We start from the raw sequence: 19,552 nt of genomic DNA on the forward strand, positions 1-19,552 counted from the left end.
GTATAACCGTCGTTCAAACGTGAGAAGGTCCTTCGCTGTGCTCGGGATGACAGACGCTTTTTGTTGTCTTACGGTTTACTATTTCACCTTATATAGCTTCTCGTAATACTCAGTAGCCATGCGGTTTGACCCGAACGCAGGCTCTACCTCGTGCATGGCGGTTTTCACGATTTGTAGGAATTTCTTTGGTTCCTGGTAATAGGTAGGTATAGCTTCTTGCTCTAGCACGTCGAGCAAAGCGGTAGCCTCCTGATCATCTTTCACCTTCTCCTCATTCTGCATATCAGCGTGAGGAATCACGAAGCCGTTTTCGCCGTGGCGGATAAACTCGGGAATCCAGCCGTCGGCGATGCTCAGGTTCACGGAGCCGTTCATGGCGGCCGTCATGCCGCTGGTGCCGCTGGCCTCGCGGGGGTAGCGCGGGGTGTTCAGCCACAGGTCCGAACCCTTTTTCAGCGCTGCTGATAGACCCAGCTCGTAGCCCGTGAGCACTGCGCAGTTTTTGAACTGGCGGGTGGTTTTGATGATGTTGTTGAAGATGCCAATGGCCCCGAAATCCTTGGGGTAGGGCTTGCCAGCCCAAATCACCTGAATGGGCTGATCCGTATTTTCAATAATGCTGCGGAACCGCTCGAAATCGCGCAGGATGAGATCAGCGCGCTTGTAGGCGGCAAAGCGGCGCGCCCATACCAGCGTCAGCACCTCAGGGTCGAAGAGGTTACCGGTCTGGTCGGCCACGATCTTGAACAGCTCCTGCTTCAGCTCTTTCTTACGCGCCAGTAAGGCCTCGTCGTTATCAGCTTCTAAGGCCGCGTGCAGGGCCTTGTCGCGCCAGTAGGTGCCGTTTTGGGCGTTGGTGATGGACGTGATGGGGCAGATGCCTTCATAGTGTCCCCACATCTCGTTAGCCACGTCGCCGTGCACTTTCGATACGCCGTTGGCGATGCGTGAGAAGCGGAGGGCCGTGAGCGTATAGTTGAGCTGCCCGTTTTCGGCGCCTGCCACGCGCACTACCTCCTCGGTAGGCACGGGGCCGAAGAAGCTCATTTTGGCGAGCAGCGCCACGGGGTGCTCCTCGTTACCGGCCAGTTCGGGCGTGTGCGTCGTGAACACGAGGTGCTTCTGCACTTCTTCTAGGTTACGACCAAACTTTTCGTAGAGGTAGAACGCCAGCGGCAGGCCGTGGCCTTCGTTGAGGTGATACACATCCACCTTACGCTCAATGATATCCAGCAGCTTGCCACCGCCTACCCCCAGCAGAATGCTCTGGGCCACGCGGGCAGCCGTGTCCGGGTCGTAGAGGTGGTGGGAGATGGTGCGCGAGAGGTAGTCGTTTTCCTCGATATCGGTGGTGAGGAAGAACATGGGCGCCGTGCCAAACGTGTCGGGCGCCAGGTAGAGGGCCTTCACATACACATCGGCATCGTGAATGGTGATGGGAAACACGATGCCCGTATCCTGCAAGAAGGAGTAGTACTTGTGGCGGAACTCAGCCTGCATCAGCTGGTTCTGGTCGCGGGTCTGGTCGTAGTAGCCATCCGTCCAGAGGATGGCAATGCCTACCAGGTTCTGCTTCAGCTCATACACTGAGCGCATGTGCGAGCCGGCCAGAAAGCCCAGGCCGCCAGAGTAGGTTTTCAGCGCCTGATCGAGCGCGAATTCCATGGAAAAATACGCCGCCGAAGTCTCAAACTCGGGGTTGATAGGGTACATGTTCAGGTCAAATGCCATGAAGAGAAAGTCAAGTGAAAGGAAACAGCCGCTTACCAAGCAGGATAGTTGGCGCGGCTAATATCTACAGATTCTGCCCAATAAAAAGCGGAAGCCAATCTATAGAATTGACTTCCGCTCACAACGGGAGAATAGCCTTCAAGGTTTATGGATGACTTTGGCCACCCATGCTTTTGAGCTTATCATAGGTTTGTTGCGACGTTTGATACTGACGCTCTACGGCTTGCTGTACTGGCTGGGGCAGGTCGCCGCTCTCGAAGGCTTCTTTGTAAGCTTTCAGAGCCCATTCTTCGCCGTACACGTTGGAATCGAGGATAGCCTTTTCGTCTTTACCCGTTACGGCTGACTTCACATCCATCCAGCCACGGTAGAGCTTGCCTTTGGTGGTGGTGCTGTCCTCGCCCGCGCCGCCGTAGTTGCGGGCGAAGCCATTCAGCTCGTCGGCAAACCGCTGGCTCTGGTCGGCCAGCTGCTGGTAATAAGACTTATGTTGCGCGTCTTTGGTGTCTTCGGCGGCGGTTTTATATCCTTCGATGCGGTCGTTGACAAATTCGGTCAGCTCGTTGAGCGTACTAGAAACGTTGGAATTAGAAGCCATACTAATCAGAAGGTTAGTAGTGAAAAAATCGAATTACACACTACTTCGCAAACGGCTGATACTACGGGTGGGTTGAGACAGCCCGCAATTTTGCACCTAATACAACCGCAGCCGATTTATGCTCTGTAGAGACGCTGAGGCAATGGTTGCTGTCGGTACGCTGCTTACCCTGGCATAAGGGGTAAGGCGGTACCATCAATCCGTTATTTTACATTGTAAAGCGCTTGCAGATAATGCCTTTCATAACAAAAGCATAACGTCCAACGGGTGAGGCCGGGAAAAATAGGCTGTAGTTTCGCGGCGCCGAATAGGCTTTTGCGCTCTTCTACCCTTCACTTCCTTTTCATGCACTTCTCTTTTCGCTGGCTGGCTGCTCCTGCGCTGGCTCTCTCGTTGCTGGGCTGCGCCCAGCAAGACACCGACCCTACCCCTACCCTGCTTGCCAGCGTAACGTCGGCCAACGTGGCGGCCACTGGCTTCCCCGAAACCTTCGAAACGGGCACTAAAACCGCCTACTCTACCGGCAGCGTCACGCTGGCCTCGGGTAGCTGGACGCTGAACGACGCCCTACTTGGCAACACCACCGCCGACCGCAAAACCGGCAGCCAGTCGGCGCGCGTGCGCAATACCGGCTCGCTCACCATGAACTTCAACACCACTGCCGGGGTAGGCGCCGTTACGGTGCAGCACGCCGTGTATGGCACCGATGGCAGCAGCCAGTGGGAGCTGTGGGCCAGCACTAGTAGCGGCAGCTCCTACACCAAGGTAGGCAGCACCGTCACCAGTAGCAGCACCGCCCTCAGCACCGCCTCGTTTGCCGTGAACCTGAGTGGCAGCGTGCGTTTGCAGCTGCGCAAGATTTCCGGCGGCACCAACCGTGTTAACATCGACAACATCACGGTGGAGCAGTATGGCGGCACCACTACGCCCCCGCCTACCACGGGCGGCAAGAAATTTCTGATTGATGCCTCGCACGGCGAGCTGGCCGGCAACGCCGACTGGGTGCTGGACGTGGACAACGGCGCCACACCGCGCTACCCTACCCCCGCAGCCTCGGGCATCACCAGCACCGCCGCCGAAACGTACTGGACCGGCGCTATTTCGGCCTGGGGCGTGGCCCTCGTGAAGCTGGGGCACTCTGTGGAGCAGTTGCCCACGGGTACGGGCATCACCTACGGCAACACCTCCAACCCGCAGGACCTGGCCAACTACAATGTATTTGTGGTAGACGAACCCAATATCATCTTCACGGCGGCTGAAAAAACGGCTATCCTGCGCTTTGTGCAGAACGGCGGAGGCTTGTTTATGATTTCGGACCACGACATCTCAGACCGCAACAACGACGGCTACGACTCGCCCGATATTTGGAACGATCTGATGCAGAACAACTCGGTCCAAGCCAACCCATTCGGCTTCAAGGTGAACCTCGACAACATTGTGGAGGACAGTCCTAATGTGCTCAATAGCACCACCAATCCTATTTTGCGCGGTTCGCAGGGCGCTGTGTCGCAGCTTTCTTTTCACAACGGCGCTACCATGACCCTGAGCCCTACCGCCAACAGCACCGTGCAGGGCCTGATCTGGCGCAAGAGCGTGACCCAAAACACCACCAACGTGATGGCGGCCAGCAGCACCTTCGGCACGGGCCGCGTGGTGATTATCGGCGACTCCTCACCCGCCGACGACGGCACTGGCTCGCCCGGCAACACCGTCTACGACGGTTGGCGCGAGAACGTGAGCCACGCCCGCCTGCACCTCAATGCGTCGCTGTGGTTGGCTAAGGCGCAGTAAGCTATAGCCGCTACTGTATTAAAAAGGAGTCCTGCCGAGTGGTAGGGCTCCTTTTTTTGCATCTACCTAGTAACAGATGCGTTGCTGTTGGCCATTGATAGTTGTTGGGTACCGTGAACCACAGTGGCTTTAGTGGCGCTTCTGCACACCTCTGCAGGAAGCAGTATCTTGCATTTCTTTTCCCACACTGCATGAAAATTTCCCACCTACTCCTCGCCGCCCTACTCTGTGGTAGCGCTGCCCCAGTGGCCACTGCCGCCGCTGTTCCTGTGGAAGCTGTCAAAAAGGCTGCTCCCATTGCCCGCATCGACCCTACCTTTTGGTGGGTAGGGATGAAGAACCCCAAGCTGCAACTGCTGGTGCACGGCCCCGGCATTGCCGATAGCAAAGTAGCCCTGGCCGCCTACCCCGGCGTGACGATGGACGGTTTTCAGCGCCTCGAAAGCCCGAATTACCTGCTCGTCAACCTCACCATCGGCCCCGATGCCAAACCGGGTAAGCTGAAGCTGAGCTTCGATGGCAAAAGCAAAACGAAATACGAATACGAGCTGCGCGCCCGCGAAACCGACAAAGGCCGCGTGCAGGGCGTGAATAGCTCCGATTTCATCTATTTCCTGATGCCGGACCGCTTCGCCAACGGCGATACGAAGAACGACATCATCAAAACGGAGCGCGCCCGCACCATTGCCCGCGACTCGATGTACGCCCGCCACGGCGGCGACCTGAAGGGTATTGAGCAGCATTTCGATTACCTGAAGTCGATGGGCGTGACGGCCATTTGGCCTACCCCGGTGGTGGAGAACGACATGCCCAAGGCCAGCTACCATGGCTACGCCCTCACCGACTACTACCAGGTAGACCCACGCTACGGCACCAACGAGGAGTATCGGCAGTTTGTGCGCAACGCGCACCAGAACGGCCTGAAAGTGATTCACGATGTGGTGCTCAACCACGTGGGCAGCCACAACTACCTGTTCCTCGACCAGCCGGCTAAGGACTGGTTCAACCGCTGGCCTACCTTCACGCGCAGCAACTACAACTCGCAGGCCCTCAACGACCCCTACGGCTCGAAGCGCGACCTGGACCTGTATAACCGCGGCTGGTTTGATACCACCATGCCCGACGTGAACCAGAGTAACCCGCTGGTAGCCACCTATATCATTCAGAACTTCCTGTGGTGGCTGGAGTATACGGGCCTCGATAGCTACCGCATCGATACCTACCCCTACTCCGACCCGCAGTTCCTGATGGCCTGGAACAAGGCGCTGCTGGACGAGTACCCGCAATTGGGCATGTTTGGCGAGGCGTGGGTAGGCAGCACGGCGCAGCAGGCGTTTTTTGCCCAGAACATTTTTCAGCCGGTCGATGGGTTTAAGTCGAACCTACCGGGTGTGCTGGACTTTCAATCGCAGGGCGCCATTTGGGATGCGCTCAAGGAAAAAGGCAACGTAGGCAAGCTCTACGACGCGTTGCAGGGCGACTGGATGTACCAGGATGCCACCCGCAACGTGGTATTCATGGATAACCACGACATGAGCCGCATTTACTCTGTGATTGGCGAAAGCCTACCCCGCTTGAAGATGGGCTTTGCTTGGTTGCTGACTACCCGCGGCATTCCGCAGCTCTACTATGGCACTGAGATTCTGATGAAGAACTTCTCGAACCCCGACGGTCTGGTGCGCGCCGACTTCCCCGGCGGCTGGAAAGAAGACAAGCGCAGCGCCTTCACCCAAGCCGGCCGCACGGCCCAGGAAAACGAAGCCTACGAGTACGTGCGCACGCTGGGCACCTACCGCAAGGCGCACCCGGTGCTGCAAACCGGCAAGCTGATGCAGTTCATCCCGCAGGACAACATCTACACCTACTTCCGCTACGACGACCAAGGCAACACGGTGATGGTGATGCTGAATAGCAATGAAGGCGAGAAGTCTGTGGACCTGACCCGCTTCGCGGAGCGGCTCAATGGCTATTCTGCCGCTTCGGATATTATGACAGGCACTACTGTGTCGGATTTGAAAGCGGTGAAAGTACCGGGCTACACGGCGCTGGTGTGGGAGTTGAAGAAATAAGAACGGATGCCGCAAAAGTAGAACCGCATTCTTTGACGCCACCTAATGCCCCTCACCCGTATGAAAACTATCCTGCCAGCCGTAGCCGTTGCGCTTAGCCTGGCCGCCTGTTCCGCTTCCCAATCGCCCCAAGCTACTGTACCTGCCGTGCCGAATACCACTTCCTTAGCCAACGACCCCAATACCACCGCAGAAACGCCCCAGGACCACAAGCTCATCATCTACCAGATGATGACGCGCCTGTTTGGCAATAAGAATACCACCAACAAATTCTATGGCTCGGTGGAGGAAAACGGGGTAGGCAAGTTCAACGACATCACCAACCCGGCCCTGCAAGCCATTAAGCAGCTAGGCGTAACGCACGTGTGGTACACCGGCGTATTGGAGCACGCCACCATGACCGACTACACCCGCTACGGCATCCCCCTAGACGATGCCGACGTGGTGAAGGGTAGGGCCGGCTCGCCCTACGCTATCCGCGACTACTACGACGTGGCGCCCGACCTGGCTGTGAATGTACCCCGGCGCATGCAGGAGTTTGAAGCCCTGGTGCAGCGCACCCACCAAAACGGTCTGAAGGTGCTCATCGACTTCATCCCGAACCACGTAGCACGCAGCTACAAGTCGGATGTGCGGCCGGCGGGGGTAGTAGACCTGGGCGAGCACGACGACAAAACGCAGGCTTTTAGCCCCAGCAACAACTTCTACTACATTCCGGGTCAGGCGTTTCGGGTACCGGCGGGCTACAATCCGCTGGGCGAGCTGAAAGGCCCCGGCGAGGATAAGAAGTACCAGGAAGTGCCCGCCAAAGCCACTGGTAACGACGTGTTTTCGGCCACACCGACCATCGACGACTGGTTTGAAACCATCAAGCTGAACTACGGCGTCGACTATGCCAACAACCGCCAAACGCACTTCGAGCCCATTCCGGATACGTGGATGAAAATGCGCGATATTCTGCTGTATTGGGCTAAAAAAGACGTGGATGGCTTCCGTTGCGACATGGCCGAGATGGTGCCGGTGGAGTTCTGGGGCTGGGTGATTCCAGAGGTGAAGAAGGTAAAGCCCGACATCATCTTCGCCGCCGAGATTTACAATCCCAAACAGTACCAGCACTACATCGAAGCGGGCAAGTTTGACTACCTCTACGACAAGGTAGGGCTCTACGACGGCTTGCGCCGCCTGATGTCTGGCCAGGGCACCACCGACGACATCACGCACGTGTGGCGGGAGGAAAGCCGCGGCTTTGCCGGCAACATGCTGCGCTTCCTGGAAAACCACGACGAGCAACGCATTGCCGCTAAGGAGTTTGCCGGCAACCCCCGCGCCGCTATTCCGGCCATGACCGTTACAGCTACCCTCGCCAACGGCCCCGTGATGCTCTACATGGGTCAGGAGGTAGGCGAACCGGGCCGCGGCGCCAGCGGCTTCAGCTCCGACGACGGCCGCACCACCATCTTCGACTACTGGGGCGTGCCCGAACACCAGAAGTGGATGAACGGCGGCAAGTTCGACGGTGGTCAGCTCAGTGAAAGCCAGCGCCAGCTACGCGGCTTCTACCAGCGCCTGCTCACGCTCACCAACCAGAGCGACGCCATTCGGCGGGGCCATTTCTACGAGTTGCAGCAGGCCAACCAAAGCAGCCCCGGCTACAACCCGCAGCAGCTCTACGCCTACCTGCGCTACACCGATAAGCAGAAGCTGCTGATTGTCGTCAACTTCAGCTCTAGCCAGAGCGCCCAAACGCAGGTACAGATTCCGGCGGCCGCCATGCAGGCGATGGGCCTGGAGGACAGCAACTCCTACACCTACACCGACCTGCTCAACCAAGCGCCCCCCATCGACAATCTGAAGCTGACCGTAGCTCCGCAGAGCGCCTGCATCCTCGAAATAAAAGCGAAATAATAGCTTGCTGCGCCCGTAAACCGTATGCCGGCTTCCTGTTTCAATGGCAGGAAGCCGGCATTTTTGCGTAAAGTGTGTACCTTCAAAGTTGCGTTTGCAAACGATTTCGCGCGACTTTTCAACCCGTTCAATTTTTATGGCAGGTAGCACCGTGGCGGCCCCTTCCGCTACCCACAACAAACCCCGACTCTCCTTCTGGCAAATCTGGAACATGAGCTTCGGCTTCCTGGGCATTCAGTGCGGCTTTGCGCTGCAAAACGCCAACATGAGCCGAATTTTCGAAACCATGGGCGCCAACCCCGACGACCTGGCCTTTCTGTGGCTGGCGGCCCCCATCACGGGGTTGCTGGTGCAGCCGGTTATCGGTTACGTCTCCGACCGCACCTGGAGCCCGCGCTGGGGTAGGCGCCGGCCCTTCTTTCTGATTGGGGCCGTGCTGGCCTCGCTTTCTTTGCTGGTGATGCCCAACGTATCGGCGCTGTGGATGGCTGCGGGTATGCTGTGGATTATGGATTCCAGCATGAACATTTCCATGGAGCCGTTCCGGGCCTTGGTAGGCGACTTGCTACCTTCGGAGCAGCGCACGGCCGGATTTGCGTTTCAAACGTTTCTGATTGGTATTGGGGCCATTATCGGCTCGTCCCTACCCTGGGTGATGACGCATTGGTTCAACGTATCGAACGCGCCGGTGCCGGGCCACATTGCGCCGTCGTTGAAGTACGCCTTCTACATTGGCGGCGGCATCTTCCTGCTAGCTGTGCTCTGGACGGTGTTCAACACCAAAGAATATCCACCAGAAAACCTGGCCGAATTTGAGGAAGAGAAGCGGCGCACGGCGGGCTTTGCCAACGGCTTCCGCGAATCGTTCATGGGCATTTTCAACATGCCCCGCACCATGCAGCAATTGGCCCTGGTGCAGTTTTTTACGTGGTTCGGGCTCTACGCCATGTGGATTTACACCACACCGGCCGTCACTAGCCACATCTACCACACCACCGATACCAGCTCCAAGCTTTACAACGAAGGCGCCGACTGGGTAGGCATTTGCTTCTCGGTGTATAGCGGCGTTTCGGCCATTTTTGCCCTGTTACTACCTGTGGTGGCGCGGGCTACCAGCCGTCGCTTTACGCACATGATTTGCTTGCTGGCTGGCGGCGCTGGCCTGATTTCCATCTTCTTCATTCAGAACCCTACCCTGCTCATTCTGTCGATGGTAGGCGTGGGCATTGGCTGGGCCAGTATTCTGTCGATGCCCTACGCCATGCTGGCCGGGGCGCTGCCCGCCAACCGCATGGGGTACTACATGGGCGTGTTCAACTTCTTTATTGTGATTCCGCAGAGCATTGCGGGCCTAGTGTTGGGGCCGCTCACCAAGCACTTGTTTCACGGCGAAACGGTGTATACGCTGGCGCTGGGCGGCGCATCGCTGCTCATTGCCGGCTTGCTGTCGTTGCGCGTAGATGATGCTGATGACGTGCGCGCCGTAGGCGCGGAACCCGTAACCCTACCCGCCACCGCCTATGAAGCCCCGGTAGAATTGGACCCACGCACGTAACTCGGTCGCCTCAAACAACTGTTGAGCACGGAAAAGGGCCCGGTCTTTCAATAGCTGAAAGACCGGGCCCTTTTCCGTGCTCTTGCCCTTGCAGCCCTACGGGGTAGGATGTGTCTGTTTAGCTCGTATCTTCCGACACGTTTTTACAGCAATTCATCTTTATTTTTTCCTACATGATTCGGAAACAGCTTTGGCTATTGGGCCTGGGTACTACGCTGGCTATGCAGCCCGCCGTGGCTCAGAAGAAAACGCCCGTCACGACTCCCAAACCGCCTACTGTGAAAGCGCCCGCCAAAGCTACTGCTGGCGGCGCCAAGCTGGTAGAGAAAGTGACCCGCAAAGGCAATGAGCTGGTAATTCCCTACGAGAAGTATGTGCTGCCCAACGGCCTCACGGTGGTAGTAGCCGAAGATCATTCTGACCCGCTGGTGCACGTAGACGTGACCTATCACGTGGGCTCGGCGCGGGAGCAAATTGGCAAGTCGGGCTTTGCGCACTTCTTCGAGCACATGATGTTCCAGGGCTCCGACCACGTGGGCGACGAGCAGCATTTCAAAACCGTAACGGCCGCCGGCGGTACCCTCAACGGCTCTACCAACCGCGACCGGACCAATTACTACGAAACCGTACCCAGCAATCAGCTCGAAACCGCGCTGTGGCTGGAAGCCGACCGCATGGGCTTCCTGCTGGATGCCGTGACGCAAAAGAAGTTTGAAGTACAGCGCGCTACCGTAAAAAATGAGCGTGGCCAGAACTATGACAACCGCCCCTACGGCCTGGCCCAGGAGCAGATTGCCAAAACGCTCTACCCCTATGGTCACCCCTATAGCTGGCTCACCATTGGCTACCTCGAAGACCTGGACCGCTCGGACGTAAACGACCTGAAGAACTTCTTTCTGCGCTGGTATGGCCCCAACAACGCTACCCTCACGGTAGGTGGCGACGTGAAAGCTGCCGAAGTAGTGAAGCTAGCTGAGAAGTATTTCGGCCCCATCAAGCGTGGCCCCGAGGTGAAGGAGCAGAGCTTGCCCGCTCCCGTGCTCAACCAGGACCGCTACGTGAGCTACGAGGACAACGTGCGCTTCCCGATGCTGCAAATGGTGTTCCCCACCGTGCCCCACGGTCACCCCGATGAGGTAGCGCTGGATGCCATGGCCGAGATTATCGGGGGTGGCAAAACGTCGCTGATATACAAGAACTTAGTGAAAGCACAGAAAGCCGTGCAGGCGCAAGCCTACCAGAGCAACTCGGAGCTGGCCGGCGAGTTTGTGATGCTAGCCATCAGCTACCCCGGCAAAGGGCTGGACAGCACGCAGGCAGTGTTCCGCAAAACCCTGACGGAGTTTGAGAAAACCGGTGTGACCGACGAGCAGGTGGCCCGTTTCAAGGCCAGCACCGAAGCCAACGTAGTGAACAGCCTGAGCAGCGTAGCCGGCAAGGTGAGCCAGCTGGCCGCCTACCAGACCTACGAGGGTAACCCCAACCAGCTGCCCGTGGAAATGCGCCGCCTGCGTGCTCTCACCAAAGCCGATGTGCAGCGCGTGTACGACAAGTATATCCGCGGCAAGCACGCTGTGATTCTGAGTGTGTTGCCGAAAGGCCAGATGGCCCTGGCCGCTGGCAAAGACAACTACACCGTGTCGCAGGCGGGCTACAAAGCGCCCAACTACGGGTACGAGGGCCTGAAATACGTGAAGGCCACCGACACCTTCGACCGCAACAAGCAGCCGGCCTCCGGTGCCAACCCCGTGGTGAAGGTGCCCACTATCTGGCAGGATCAGTTTGACAATGGCCTGCGTCTGATCGGCACCAAAAACACGGAAATCCCGACGGTGACCATGCTGATGACCATCCGGGGCGGACACCGCCTGGAGCAGCAGAACCGCAACAAAGCCGGGGTAGCAGCCCTCACGGCCCAAATGTTGAATGAAGGCTCGGAGAAGTATACCAGCGAGGAATTTTCGGCTGCCCTCGACCGCCTGGGTAGCACCGTGAGCGTATATTCTGGCGACGACAATACTACTGTGTACGTGCAGTCGCTCACCAAAAACTTGCCCGCTACTATGGCCCTGCTGGAGCAGCGCCTGCTGCACCCGCGCTTCGACCAGGCTGATTTTGACCGCTTGAAAAAGCAGACGCTGGAGGGCATTGCCAACCAGACCACCCAGCCCGTAGTCATTGCCAACAACGCTTATTCACGCCTACTCTACAGCCCCGGCGATATTATGTCGGTGCCGGTGAGCGGCACCACGGCCACCGTCTCGGAGCTGACGCTGGACGACGTGAAGCAGTTTTATCAGCAGAACTACGCGCCCAACGTAAGCTACGTGACGGCCGTGGGTGATGTGGACGAAGCCACCGTGGAAAAGTCATTGGCCTTCCTAAAAACCTGGCCGCGCAAAGGCGTAACCATTCCGCCCGGCGAAAGAACCCAACAGCCCGACAAAACCCGCATCTATTTCATCAATAAAGATGGCGCGGCGCAATCGGAAATTCGGGTGGGCTACCTCACCCCCCTCACCTACGACGCCACCGGCGACTACTACCGCGCCTACCTGGCCAACTACCTGCTGGGCGGCGCCTTCAACTCGCGCATCAACCTGAATCTGCGCGAGGACAAGGGCTACACCTACGGCGCCCGCTCGGGCTTCCAGGGCACGCGTTACATTGGCCCCTACACGGCCTCGGCCGGCGTGCGCGCCGATGCCACGGCGGCTTCGGTGAAGGAGTTCATGAAGGAAATCACCAATTACCGCAACGGTATTACCGACGAGGAGCTGGCCTTCCTGCAATCCTCGGTAGGCCAGAGCGACGCCCTGCGCTATGAAACCGGCCAGCAGAAAGCCGGCTTCTTGTCGCGCCTGGTAGAGTACGATCTGGCGCCCGACTACGTGACCAAGCAGAGCGAAATCCTGAAGAACCTGACCAAGGAGGATGTGCTGGCCTCGGCCCAGAAATACCTACCCGCCGATAAGATGTACATCGTAGTGGTAGGTGACCGGACGAAGGCTTTCCCTGGTCTGGCTGAGCTGGGCTACGACGTGGTAGAGCTGGACGCCAACGGCCAGCGCGTGACTCCCACTGCTACCCCCGCCCCCACCGCCGAAGCTCCGGCCACTACCGCACCGGCCGTCGATACGGACATCACCGTGAAAGAAGGTCGGCGCAAAGCCAAAGCCAAGGACGAGAAAGGCCGCAAGGTCAAAGTGAAGCACAAAGCCGGCGACGAGAAAACAGACGCCGGGCAATAAATTGCCTGTGGTTGCAAACGAAAGCGCCCGGTTTCCAAGGAAGCCGGGCGCTTTCGTTTGCAACTCGCTTGTCCCTTTCAGCGGCTGGATGACAACATAGCATCAACCAATATCTCGTAGCTTTGACGCTAAAGCGGCGCTTGACTGCTCGTCTGCTATATCTGTTCTGCCTTTCTTTATTTTGCGCGGTGTTATGAAGATTTCTATTGTTATACCTGCCTACAACGAAGAGGAAAACCTGCCGGAGGTAGCGGCTCGCATCAAGGAAAACCTAACGGGCCGATACGAGCGGGAGTTGATTTTTGTGGACGACGGCAGCCGCGACGATACCCAACAAGTTCTACGCGAGTTGCACAGCCAGGACCCTGAGATTCACTACGTAGCTCTTTCTCGCAATTTCGGGCACCAAAGTGCGTTGCGTGCCGGTCTGGACTATGCCACCGGTGACTGTATCATCTCCCTGGACGCTGATATGCAGCACCCCCCCCAGCTATTGCCCGAGCTAATTGGGCATTGGTTGGCCGGATATGATATTGTATATACTCAACGAGAAGATGACGAGAAGCTGTCGTGGTTTAAACGGAGCACGTCGAATGCTTTCTACGGCCTGATGAACTCGTTGTCGAGCGTGAGCTTCGAGCCGGGTACGGCCGACTACCGCCTCATTGACCGGCGCGTAGCCGACGTAGTGCGTAACAGCCCCGATGTGGAGCTTTTTCTGCGTGGCTTTATTCACTGGGTAGGATTTCGGCGGAAGAAGGTAGCGTACACGCCGGCGGCCCGCTTCCGGGGCAAAACAAAGTACACCCTACACAAGATGGTAAAGCTGGCCCTCAACGGGGTGACCTCCTTTAGCGTTCGGCCCTTGCACCTTGCTACTCTGGCCGGGGCAGTAGTATCAGCCTTGGCTTTCAGCTATGCCTTCTATGCCCTGTACATTTTGCTATTCACGGATGACGCTGTGCCGGGTTGGACCTCTACCCTCGTGAGCGTGTTATTTATCGGTGGCATCCAACTTCTGGTGCTAGGCATCATGGGTGAATACTTAGGGCGCTTGTTTGTGCAGTCGAAGCAACGCCCGCCTTATCTCGTGAGCGAGACGGATGGTGGTTTACCTGTACCTCCCCCTCGTGGCTCTGTAACGCCTGACACGACGCCCCGTTCTCCGCACTCTACCCCTATTTAGTTTTGGAGCTCAGAAAGCAACGTATTCATTGAAACAACTATGTGTATATTGCAACTAGTTGAAATTAAAGCATTAACACCTTTTAAAGAGTGAATTTCACGACTTAAATGAGGTAAAAGCTTATTCAATCACAAGTATCTGTATTTGCTTGTATTATGACGCAATAAGACTTGCTTACTTCCTAAGCCCCCATATTTTTACTAGTAGACTCGTTGCTCAACGTACACCTCTACTCTACAGATTTGTCATTCCGCAATGTCACATCGTCCAAGAAAATGGCTTTGTCGCCGCCAGTGCGCCATAAGTAGATCGAAAGCCGATTAGTGTCATCTGCTTCTGCTGGTATCGTAAGTTCTCTCGATACATTTACCCAACGACCATATTCCCCCTTTACTTCCTGTTGCAGATTAATTCCTTCCCAAAGCATATTTCCCGGTTTTGCGCCCTGGTTGGAAATAGAAATCACTAGTGTAGCTTGTGCCTGTGCATCGGGCACAAAGACCCATGCATTGACTTTCATTTTGCTAATGCGTGTATCGTGCAGATCACCTAGTGTGGAGCGGTAGGTAAGGCTATACTCATGTTGTGGATCAACCTTCGTTGAATACAGTCCAGAATGAGATTGTTCCCGACTCAGTAAATCACTTTGTGAGGCAGGAAGCCAGCCGTAAAGTGTTTCAAAGCTGGTAGTCATGAGTGTGCTCTCATCAACAACTGCTTTATCACTGCATCCCACCAAAGCAAATAATACTGCGCAGAAGAAAAAACGTTTCATAAGGTGAAAATAGAAGCAGAGGGAGCTTGTTGATGTAATTGTATTTGATACGTAGAGCTGGCTTACCAGAGTTCCGTCAGAGTAATGTCATCCATGTACACTGGCTGCTTCGCGTAGCCTAACCATAGATATACTACTAACTCACTATCGGCGTGAATATCAGCGGGTAAGTCTATGCTGCGACTTACCTTCTTCCATTTTTGAAAATGAATTGGGCTACTATTCGCTAAGTACACGTTTTTGGTAAAGACAGGGTGTTCTCGGTCGTTTGGAGGAGTGATGGCTACTACAATCATGGCATCATCAGCAGACCTTGGCACCCATACCCAAGCGCTGATTGTGAGGCGTCGTGGTCGGTGTTTGACTAGCGTTCCTAACGGCACTCGATACGTAGGCGAATAGGGCTCTGCAATGTTAACCCGGACAGCATAGTGCCCAGTATGTGCTTTCTCCGTCACTATTGTAGCTGGTCGCTCACCGTGCCAACCTCCTAGCTCCTCGAAGCTATTGTGCATCAACTCACGCTCCTCCAATTTCTGGCGGCCATCTTTAGGCTGACAGCTTATCAGCAGCATTACTGCTGCGAGTAATCCTATTAGCCTGTTAGTAGTGTAGTAATTTATTTGGCCGGTCATTTTTCTAAGCGTCTGCATCTATATACTGCTACCACGAACGGCTCATATCGCGGCGACGCAGTACAACACCCGGCCGCCTAGCTACTATTGTAAATTCCTGCGCCAGACCAGCATGGATAGGCGCCAGCTGCGCGTAGGTTTCCGGGCGCATGATCAGGTATTCCAGACTATCGGCGCTCATCGGATTTAGAAAGTCAGCAGGCGACAGCGCGCTCGGATCACTTGGCTTCCATGCAATGCCGCGGCGGTCGAAGTAAATCTGCGGGGTATTAACGGCTTCTTCTAGAATGAGTACTCGGGCAGTAGGTGATACTCCTGCTTGCTTCAATTCAGCTGCTCCACCCCGCATCCAGATATGTGAGTAGTAGAGAGAAAAGGGTGGGTAGTTATCACTCATGCGCCGATTAAAGCGCTTATAGCCAGACACTACAAAAAAAATCCCCAGTATTCCCAACCCGATTGATGTAGCATAGCGCATTCGTCCTACGTAGCGCCCTATATTCAGTAAGGCGACTACTAGTAGTAATACTGTCGGTGGTCCGAAGGAGCAAATCATATGATAGTCGTGTCCCCCAAGGCCGCCACCCATCACTTGTACAAATAGGTAGGCAATACCAATGGATAGTAGCAACAGCAAAGTGAGAGGTAAGTAGCGCCGTAAAGTTGGTCGTATGAAGACAAACAGTAGTACGATACAAACCGCTAGTGTAAAATAGTGTACGCGAGTGAGATACTCCGTCAACCAGTCCCTACGTATTGACTGTACGATAGCATGCCAGGCATCCGGGTCAGCAACTGGGTTGGGGTTGGCAATAAATTGCCATGACTGATAGGTAGTATTTAAGTGTTGATTATGTAGAAAAAAGAAGCCGATAAGTCCTACGCCACTTACTGCCCATATAACTAGTTCCAAGCGCTGCCGCTGCTGTAGTAGCTGCATATCTACAAAAGCCCATAGCATAGTGATGCCGACTACCGCCCCAAAATGCAGTGCCGTAGTTGTTTTAATTAAGCCCGCCAAAACAAGTAGGCTCAATGCTATGCGCAAGTCTGGAAAGCGTCGTTGCTCAAAAAAGCGCAGCCAGTAATAATAACCGATGAAGCTTAGGCTCAAACTAAACGGATCGGGCACGAAGTTGCCCGCATAAAATGCATATGTGGGCGAAGCGAATAGGAAAGCAGCCGGTAGTAGTCCAGCAACAAAATGCCCGGTCCGATCATAAATTATGCGGAATAGGTAAAAGAAGCCGACCGTTACCATTAGCACATCCAGCGTGCGAAAGCAGGCACTGATGGCATCGCGACCAAATATAACTCCGCCCAATGCCGCTAGATAGGCCGGTAGTGGAAACTCTACCCCTGTTACACCATCAATAGATGTTAGGCTGGAAGTACGTGGCGTTAAAAAATGAAAGCCGTAGTCGTAGAAATTGATGGCCAGCGCTAGCCTGTCTGACTGCGCCCATGTATGAATTCCGGTAGGCAGTTCATGCAGGTAAGGACCGTAGAAAAGGGCACTAGTTGCCAGCAATAAAACAGCGGCGGCTATATGATATGGATGCTTTAGCGCCGCTTTATTGGCAGCGGTAAAGGAAGTAAAGGCCAAAGCGGAAAGGTTATGTTAGAAGGTATCTGCAAAAATAACGATGTAGAACTAGCGTTGAAGCTATATCCTGAAAGCAGGTTTAGAGCCTTATAAACTAAGCATCATCCCAAGCAGACGACAAAGAGCAGAGAAATATTCAGCATCAAGTAGTTTAGCACTACTCTTCTTCGCTGATTATCAGATCATCTAAGTACAATGAATTATCGTTGCCATTCCGCTGCCAGAGGTATAGCTTTAATACATCATCTGATGTGAGTTGCGGACTCATCATCACTTTTTGATCCAAGTGTTGCCAGCTTTTATAACCTTTTACTGTATTAGCCAACTGAATACCCTCCCAAGATACAACGCCTTTGGAGTTAACAGCAGTTATCACTAATGTAATATTATTGGTCTCTTCCGGCACCCATACCCAAGCTTGCACTCGCAACTTTCGTGGCTTGGTGAGGCTAAGTTGGTCAAACGGTGCCGAAAAGGTTAGACTATAGTCAACGCCTGGACCAGCTTTCAGAGAAAACTGTCCGCTATGGGCCCTTTCTTGCGTTAAAGAAGCAGGATACTCTCCACCACTCCACCTCTGCAGGTCGTCAAAGTCTTGGTGTATCCATTCTTTCTGACCAGAGCCTACCGGTGGCACGTTGGCCGCACGCTTACAGCCAGCAAGTAGGCCCAGTAATCCTAGCATCAGAAGGCAATACGACGTAGACATATTAAAGCTGATGTTGTATAAAACCAGGGATAAAAAGAACTGAAATTTCACCACTTCACCGGCCGTTGCAAGGGTTGTAAGATGGCGCTTTGATCTTCTATATTCACCTCCCGGAACGGCGTCAATAAGGCTGGGTTTTGCTGCTTTATCTGGTCTAGCAGATCCCGACGCATAATTAAGTATTCTAAGCGACGGCCAGCCATTAAGCGCAATACTGTATCCGCCGTAATTTTGCCGATATCAGGGTTCCATACAATACCAGGTCGGTTGAAGTGGATAAGCGCTAGATTGGATGGGCCTTCCCCCATCACCAAAATAAAAGACGACTCCGGCACACCCAGCTTTCGTAGCTTTTCTGCCCCACCCAATTCCCATCTATACACGTAGCCCTCACTGTAAGGACTGTACGGCTCGTGCATACGAGCCCGGTGGTGGCGTAGTCCTGCCACCGTGGGAGCTACAGTTGCCACTAGCAGCAAGACTGTGATAAGCAAGCGTCCTCGTTCTCCGCTAATTCTGCATAGGATCCACAATGCGCTGCACAACACCATCATCAGCAGCGGAAATAGAGGCGCAATGATGTAGTAGTCATGTGGCACTAGCTGGATACCCAGCAGTAGATACATGATAGTGATACCGAGCAACGTTACTCCAAATAACGCCAGCAGTGGTAGGTAGGCAGAAGCATGCCGCCATTGCACTATGGCATAAACGACCAGCAGCCCCCAGCTAATTTTCAGCAAGGCATAATCGACGTGAGTGAAATATTCCGATATCCAACCAATCCATATTTTCGTCCATATGGCTCGGTGAGCGGGCCAACTACTGATAGGTAGCGTTGTATTCAGAAATAATCCGCTGCCGTACGCCTTATTCAGGTGCTCGTGGTACAGAAAGTAACCTATCAAGGCCAGCACCACTAACATTATCATTCCCAGGAACTGCACCTTCTGCCGGGCAGTGAACAAGGTAGGCCAGAAGTAGGAAATTAATACGATGACGCCGGTGAACGCGAAGAAATATACGCCGGAGGTGACCTTCACCAGCATAGCTAGTCCCGCTAGGACCGTGGCTACTATCAGATGTCGAAACTGCCGGTCGCGGTAGTAAAAACGCCAATAGTGATAAATAGCTACGAATAAAAGAGAGGCGCTGAATGGGTCGGGCGTGTAATTACCGGAGTAGTAAATAAATATGGGTGACCCTAGCAGAAACGCTGCTGGCACTAGGCTAGCCACGAAATTGCCCGTGCTTTCATACATCAACCGAAATAGGTAATAGAAACCAACTACCATCATCGCCAGATCCAAGCAACGGAAGGCCACTGTGATATGCTGCCGCCCCACCAACAGCCCAAACAAGCTGGCTATATAAGCTTGTAATGGCAATTCGGTCCCAGTTACCCGGTCTACCGTTACCAAGGATAGCGTGCGTGGGTGAAAGAAATCAAATTGGTAATCGTAATATCCTAGCGCCAGCGCTAAACGGTCTGACTGTGCCCATTCGTGTAAGCCACGAGGAAGCCAACTTAGATATGGTGCGTTAAATACCAGTGCAAGCCCGATAAAGAGACATACAGCAATGCTTTGATATAACTTTTCTTTTCGTAAGGAGTCTGTTCTCTCAGATAATAACATGTACATAAATGTTGCGTCGAAACAAATATAGGTCGATTAGCGAACTACAGGCAGTGGCTTTCAAGTAGAACCGAGTAGGAGCTTTTGCATCCTCCTATCTTTGT

12 protein-coding genes are annotated in these 19,552 nt (G+C 54.7%); 6 read left to right on the forward strand and 6 right to left on the reverse strand.

Annotated elements, in window-relative coordinates; genetic code table 11:
* Positions 1 to 78: 78 nt before the first annotated feature.
* Entirely contained in the window at positions 79 to 1,731 is a 1,653-nt protein-coding gene (gene glgP / locus KYK14_RS05985; RefSeq protein WP_208309371.1) for an alpha-glucan family phosphorylase, read from the reverse strand.
* A gap of 145 nt (positions 1,732 to 1,876) precedes the next feature.
* Positions 1,877 to 2,329, reverse strand: a complete 453-nt coding sequence (locus KYK14_RS05990; RefSeq protein ID WP_219157793.1) for a ferritin-like domain-containing protein — start codon at positions 2,327 to 2,329, stop codon at positions 1,877 to 1,879.
* A gap of 345 nt (positions 2,330 to 2,674) precedes the next feature.
* Here KYK14_RS05990 and KYK14_RS05995 point away from each other — a divergent pair, with 345 nt between their 5' ends.
* The 6 genes from KYK14_RS05995 (at position 2,675) to KYK14_RS06020 (ending at position 14,086) form a co-directional block, all read left to right on the forward strand.
* Positions 2,675 to 4,120, forward strand: a complete 1,446-nt coding sequence (locus KYK14_RS05995; protein WP_219157795.1) for a hydrolase — start codon at positions 2,675 to 2,677, stop codon at positions 4,118 to 4,120.
* Between the two features lie 191 nt (positions 4,121 to 4,311).
* Positions 4,312 to 6,189 (forward strand): glycoside hydrolase family 13 protein, encoded by a 1,878-nt coding sequence (locus tag KYK14_RS06000; protein WP_219157797.1) that lies wholly within the window; start codon positions 4,312 to 4,314, stop codon positions 6,187 to 6,189.
* Between the two features lie 60 nt (positions 6,190 to 6,249).
* The gene (locus tag KYK14_RS06005) at positions 6,250 to 8,094 is read left to right on the forward strand and encodes an alpha-amylase family glycosyl hydrolase (RefSeq protein ID WP_219157799.1); all 1,845 of its coding nucleotides are present in this window, start codon (positions 6,250 to 6,252) and stop codon (positions 8,092 to 8,094) included.
* A gap of 136 nt (positions 8,095 to 8,230) precedes the next feature.
* Positions 8,231 to 9,649: an MFS transporter gene (locus KYK14_RS06010; protein WP_219157801.1), complete on the forward strand. Its 1,419-nt coding sequence runs from the start codon at positions 8,231 to 8,233 to the stop codon at positions 9,647 to 9,649.
* Positions 9,650 to 9,822: 173 nt separating this feature from the next.
* A complete protein-coding gene (locus KYK14_RS06015; RefSeq protein WP_219157803.1) occupies positions 9,823 to 12,900 on the forward strand; it encodes a M16 family metallopeptidase in 3,078 nt (1,025 codons plus the stop codon).
* A gap of 193 nt (positions 12,901 to 13,093) precedes the next feature.
* On the forward strand, positions 13,094 to 14,086 hold the full coding sequence (locus KYK14_RS06020; RefSeq protein ID WP_219157805.1) for a glycosyltransferase family 2 protein: 993 nt from the start codon (positions 13,094 to 13,096) through the stop codon (positions 14,084 to 14,086).
* A gap of 229 nt (positions 14,087 to 14,315) precedes the next feature.
* Here the strand turns inward: KYK14_RS06020 and KYK14_RS06025 are convergent, their stop codons facing one another.
* The 4 genes from KYK14_RS06025 to KYK14_RS06040 all read right to left on the reverse strand — a co-directional run bounded on the left by KYK14_RS06025 (position 14,316) and on the right by KYK14_RS06040 (position 19,448).
* On the reverse strand, positions 14,316 to 14,861 hold the full coding sequence (locus tag KYK14_RS06025) for a hypothetical protein (RefSeq protein ID WP_219157807.1): 546 nt from the start codon (positions 14,859 to 14,861) through the stop codon (positions 14,316 to 14,318).
* Positions 14,862 to 15,524: 663 nt separating this feature from the next.
* Positions 15,525 to 17,102: an ArnT family glycosyltransferase gene (locus KYK14_RS06030; RefSeq protein ID WP_219157809.1), complete on the reverse strand. Its 1,578-nt coding sequence runs from the start codon at positions 17,100 to 17,102 to the stop codon at positions 15,525 to 15,527.
* Positions 17,103 to 17,259: 157 nt separating this feature from the next.
* Positions 17,260 to 17,787, reverse strand: a complete 528-nt coding sequence (locus KYK14_RS06035) for a hypothetical protein (protein WP_219157811.1) — start codon at positions 17,785 to 17,787, stop codon at positions 17,260 to 17,262.
* A 71-nt stretch (positions 17,788 to 17,858) separates the two neighbouring features.
* Complete coding sequence (locus KYK14_RS06040) at positions 17,859 to 19,448, reverse strand: glycosyltransferase family 39 protein (RefSeq protein WP_219157813.1); 1,590 nt, start codon at positions 19,446 to 19,448, stop codon at positions 17,859 to 17,861.
* Between the last annotated feature and the right edge of the window lie 104 nt (positions 19,449 to 19,552).

The organism is Hymenobacter profundi (genome assembly GCF_019334315.1).
GTDB lineage: Bacteria > Bacteroidota > Bacteroidia > Cytophagales > Hymenobacteraceae > Hymenobacter > Hymenobacter profundi.

What these genes read in the sequence shown, in the direction of transcription:
- glgP (WP_208309371.1), bottom strand. Translation starts at nt 1,731, where the DNA reads ATGGCATTTGACCTGAACATGTACCCTATCAACCCCGAGTTTGAGACT.
- KYK14_RS05990 (WP_219157793.1), bottom strand. Translation starts at nt 2,329, where the DNA reads ATGGCTTCTAATTCCAACGTTTCTAGTACGCTCAACGAGCTGACCGAA.
- KYK14_RS05995 (WP_219157795.1), top strand. Translation starts at nt 2,675, where the DNA reads ATGCACTTCTCTTTTCGCTGGCTGGCTGCTCCTGCGCTGGCTCTCTCG.
- KYK14_RS06000 (WP_219157797.1), top strand. Translation starts at nt 4,312, where the DNA reads ATGAAAATTTCCCACCTACTCCTCGCCGCCCTACTCTGTGGTAGCGCT.
- KYK14_RS06005 (WP_219157799.1), top strand. Translation starts at nt 6,250, where the DNA reads ATGAAAACTATCCTGCCAGCCGTAGCCGTTGCGCTTAGCCTGGCCGCC.
- KYK14_RS06010 (WP_219157801.1), top strand. Translation starts at nt 8,231, where the DNA reads ATGGCAGGTAGCACCGTGGCGGCCCCTTCCGCTACCCACAACAAACCC.
- KYK14_RS06015 (WP_219157803.1), top strand. Translation starts at nt 9,823, where the DNA reads ATGATTCGGAAACAGCTTTGGCTATTGGGCCTGGGTACTACGCTGGCT.
- KYK14_RS06020 (WP_219157805.1), top strand. Translation starts at nt 13,094, where the DNA reads ATGAAGATTTCTATTGTTATACCTGCCTACAACGAAGAGGAAAACCTG.
- KYK14_RS06025 (WP_219157807.1), bottom strand. Translation starts at nt 14,861, where the DNA reads ATGAAACGTTTTTTCTTCTGCGCAGTATTATTTGCTTTGGTGGGATGC.
- KYK14_RS06035 (WP_219157811.1), bottom strand. Translation starts at nt 17,787, where the DNA reads ATGCTAGGATTACTGGGCCTACTTGCTGGCTGTAAGCGTGCGGCCAAC.
- KYK14_RS06040 (WP_219157813.1), bottom strand. Translation starts at nt 19,448, where the DNA reads ATGTTATTATCTGAGAGAACAGACTCCTTACGAAAAGAAAAGTTATAT.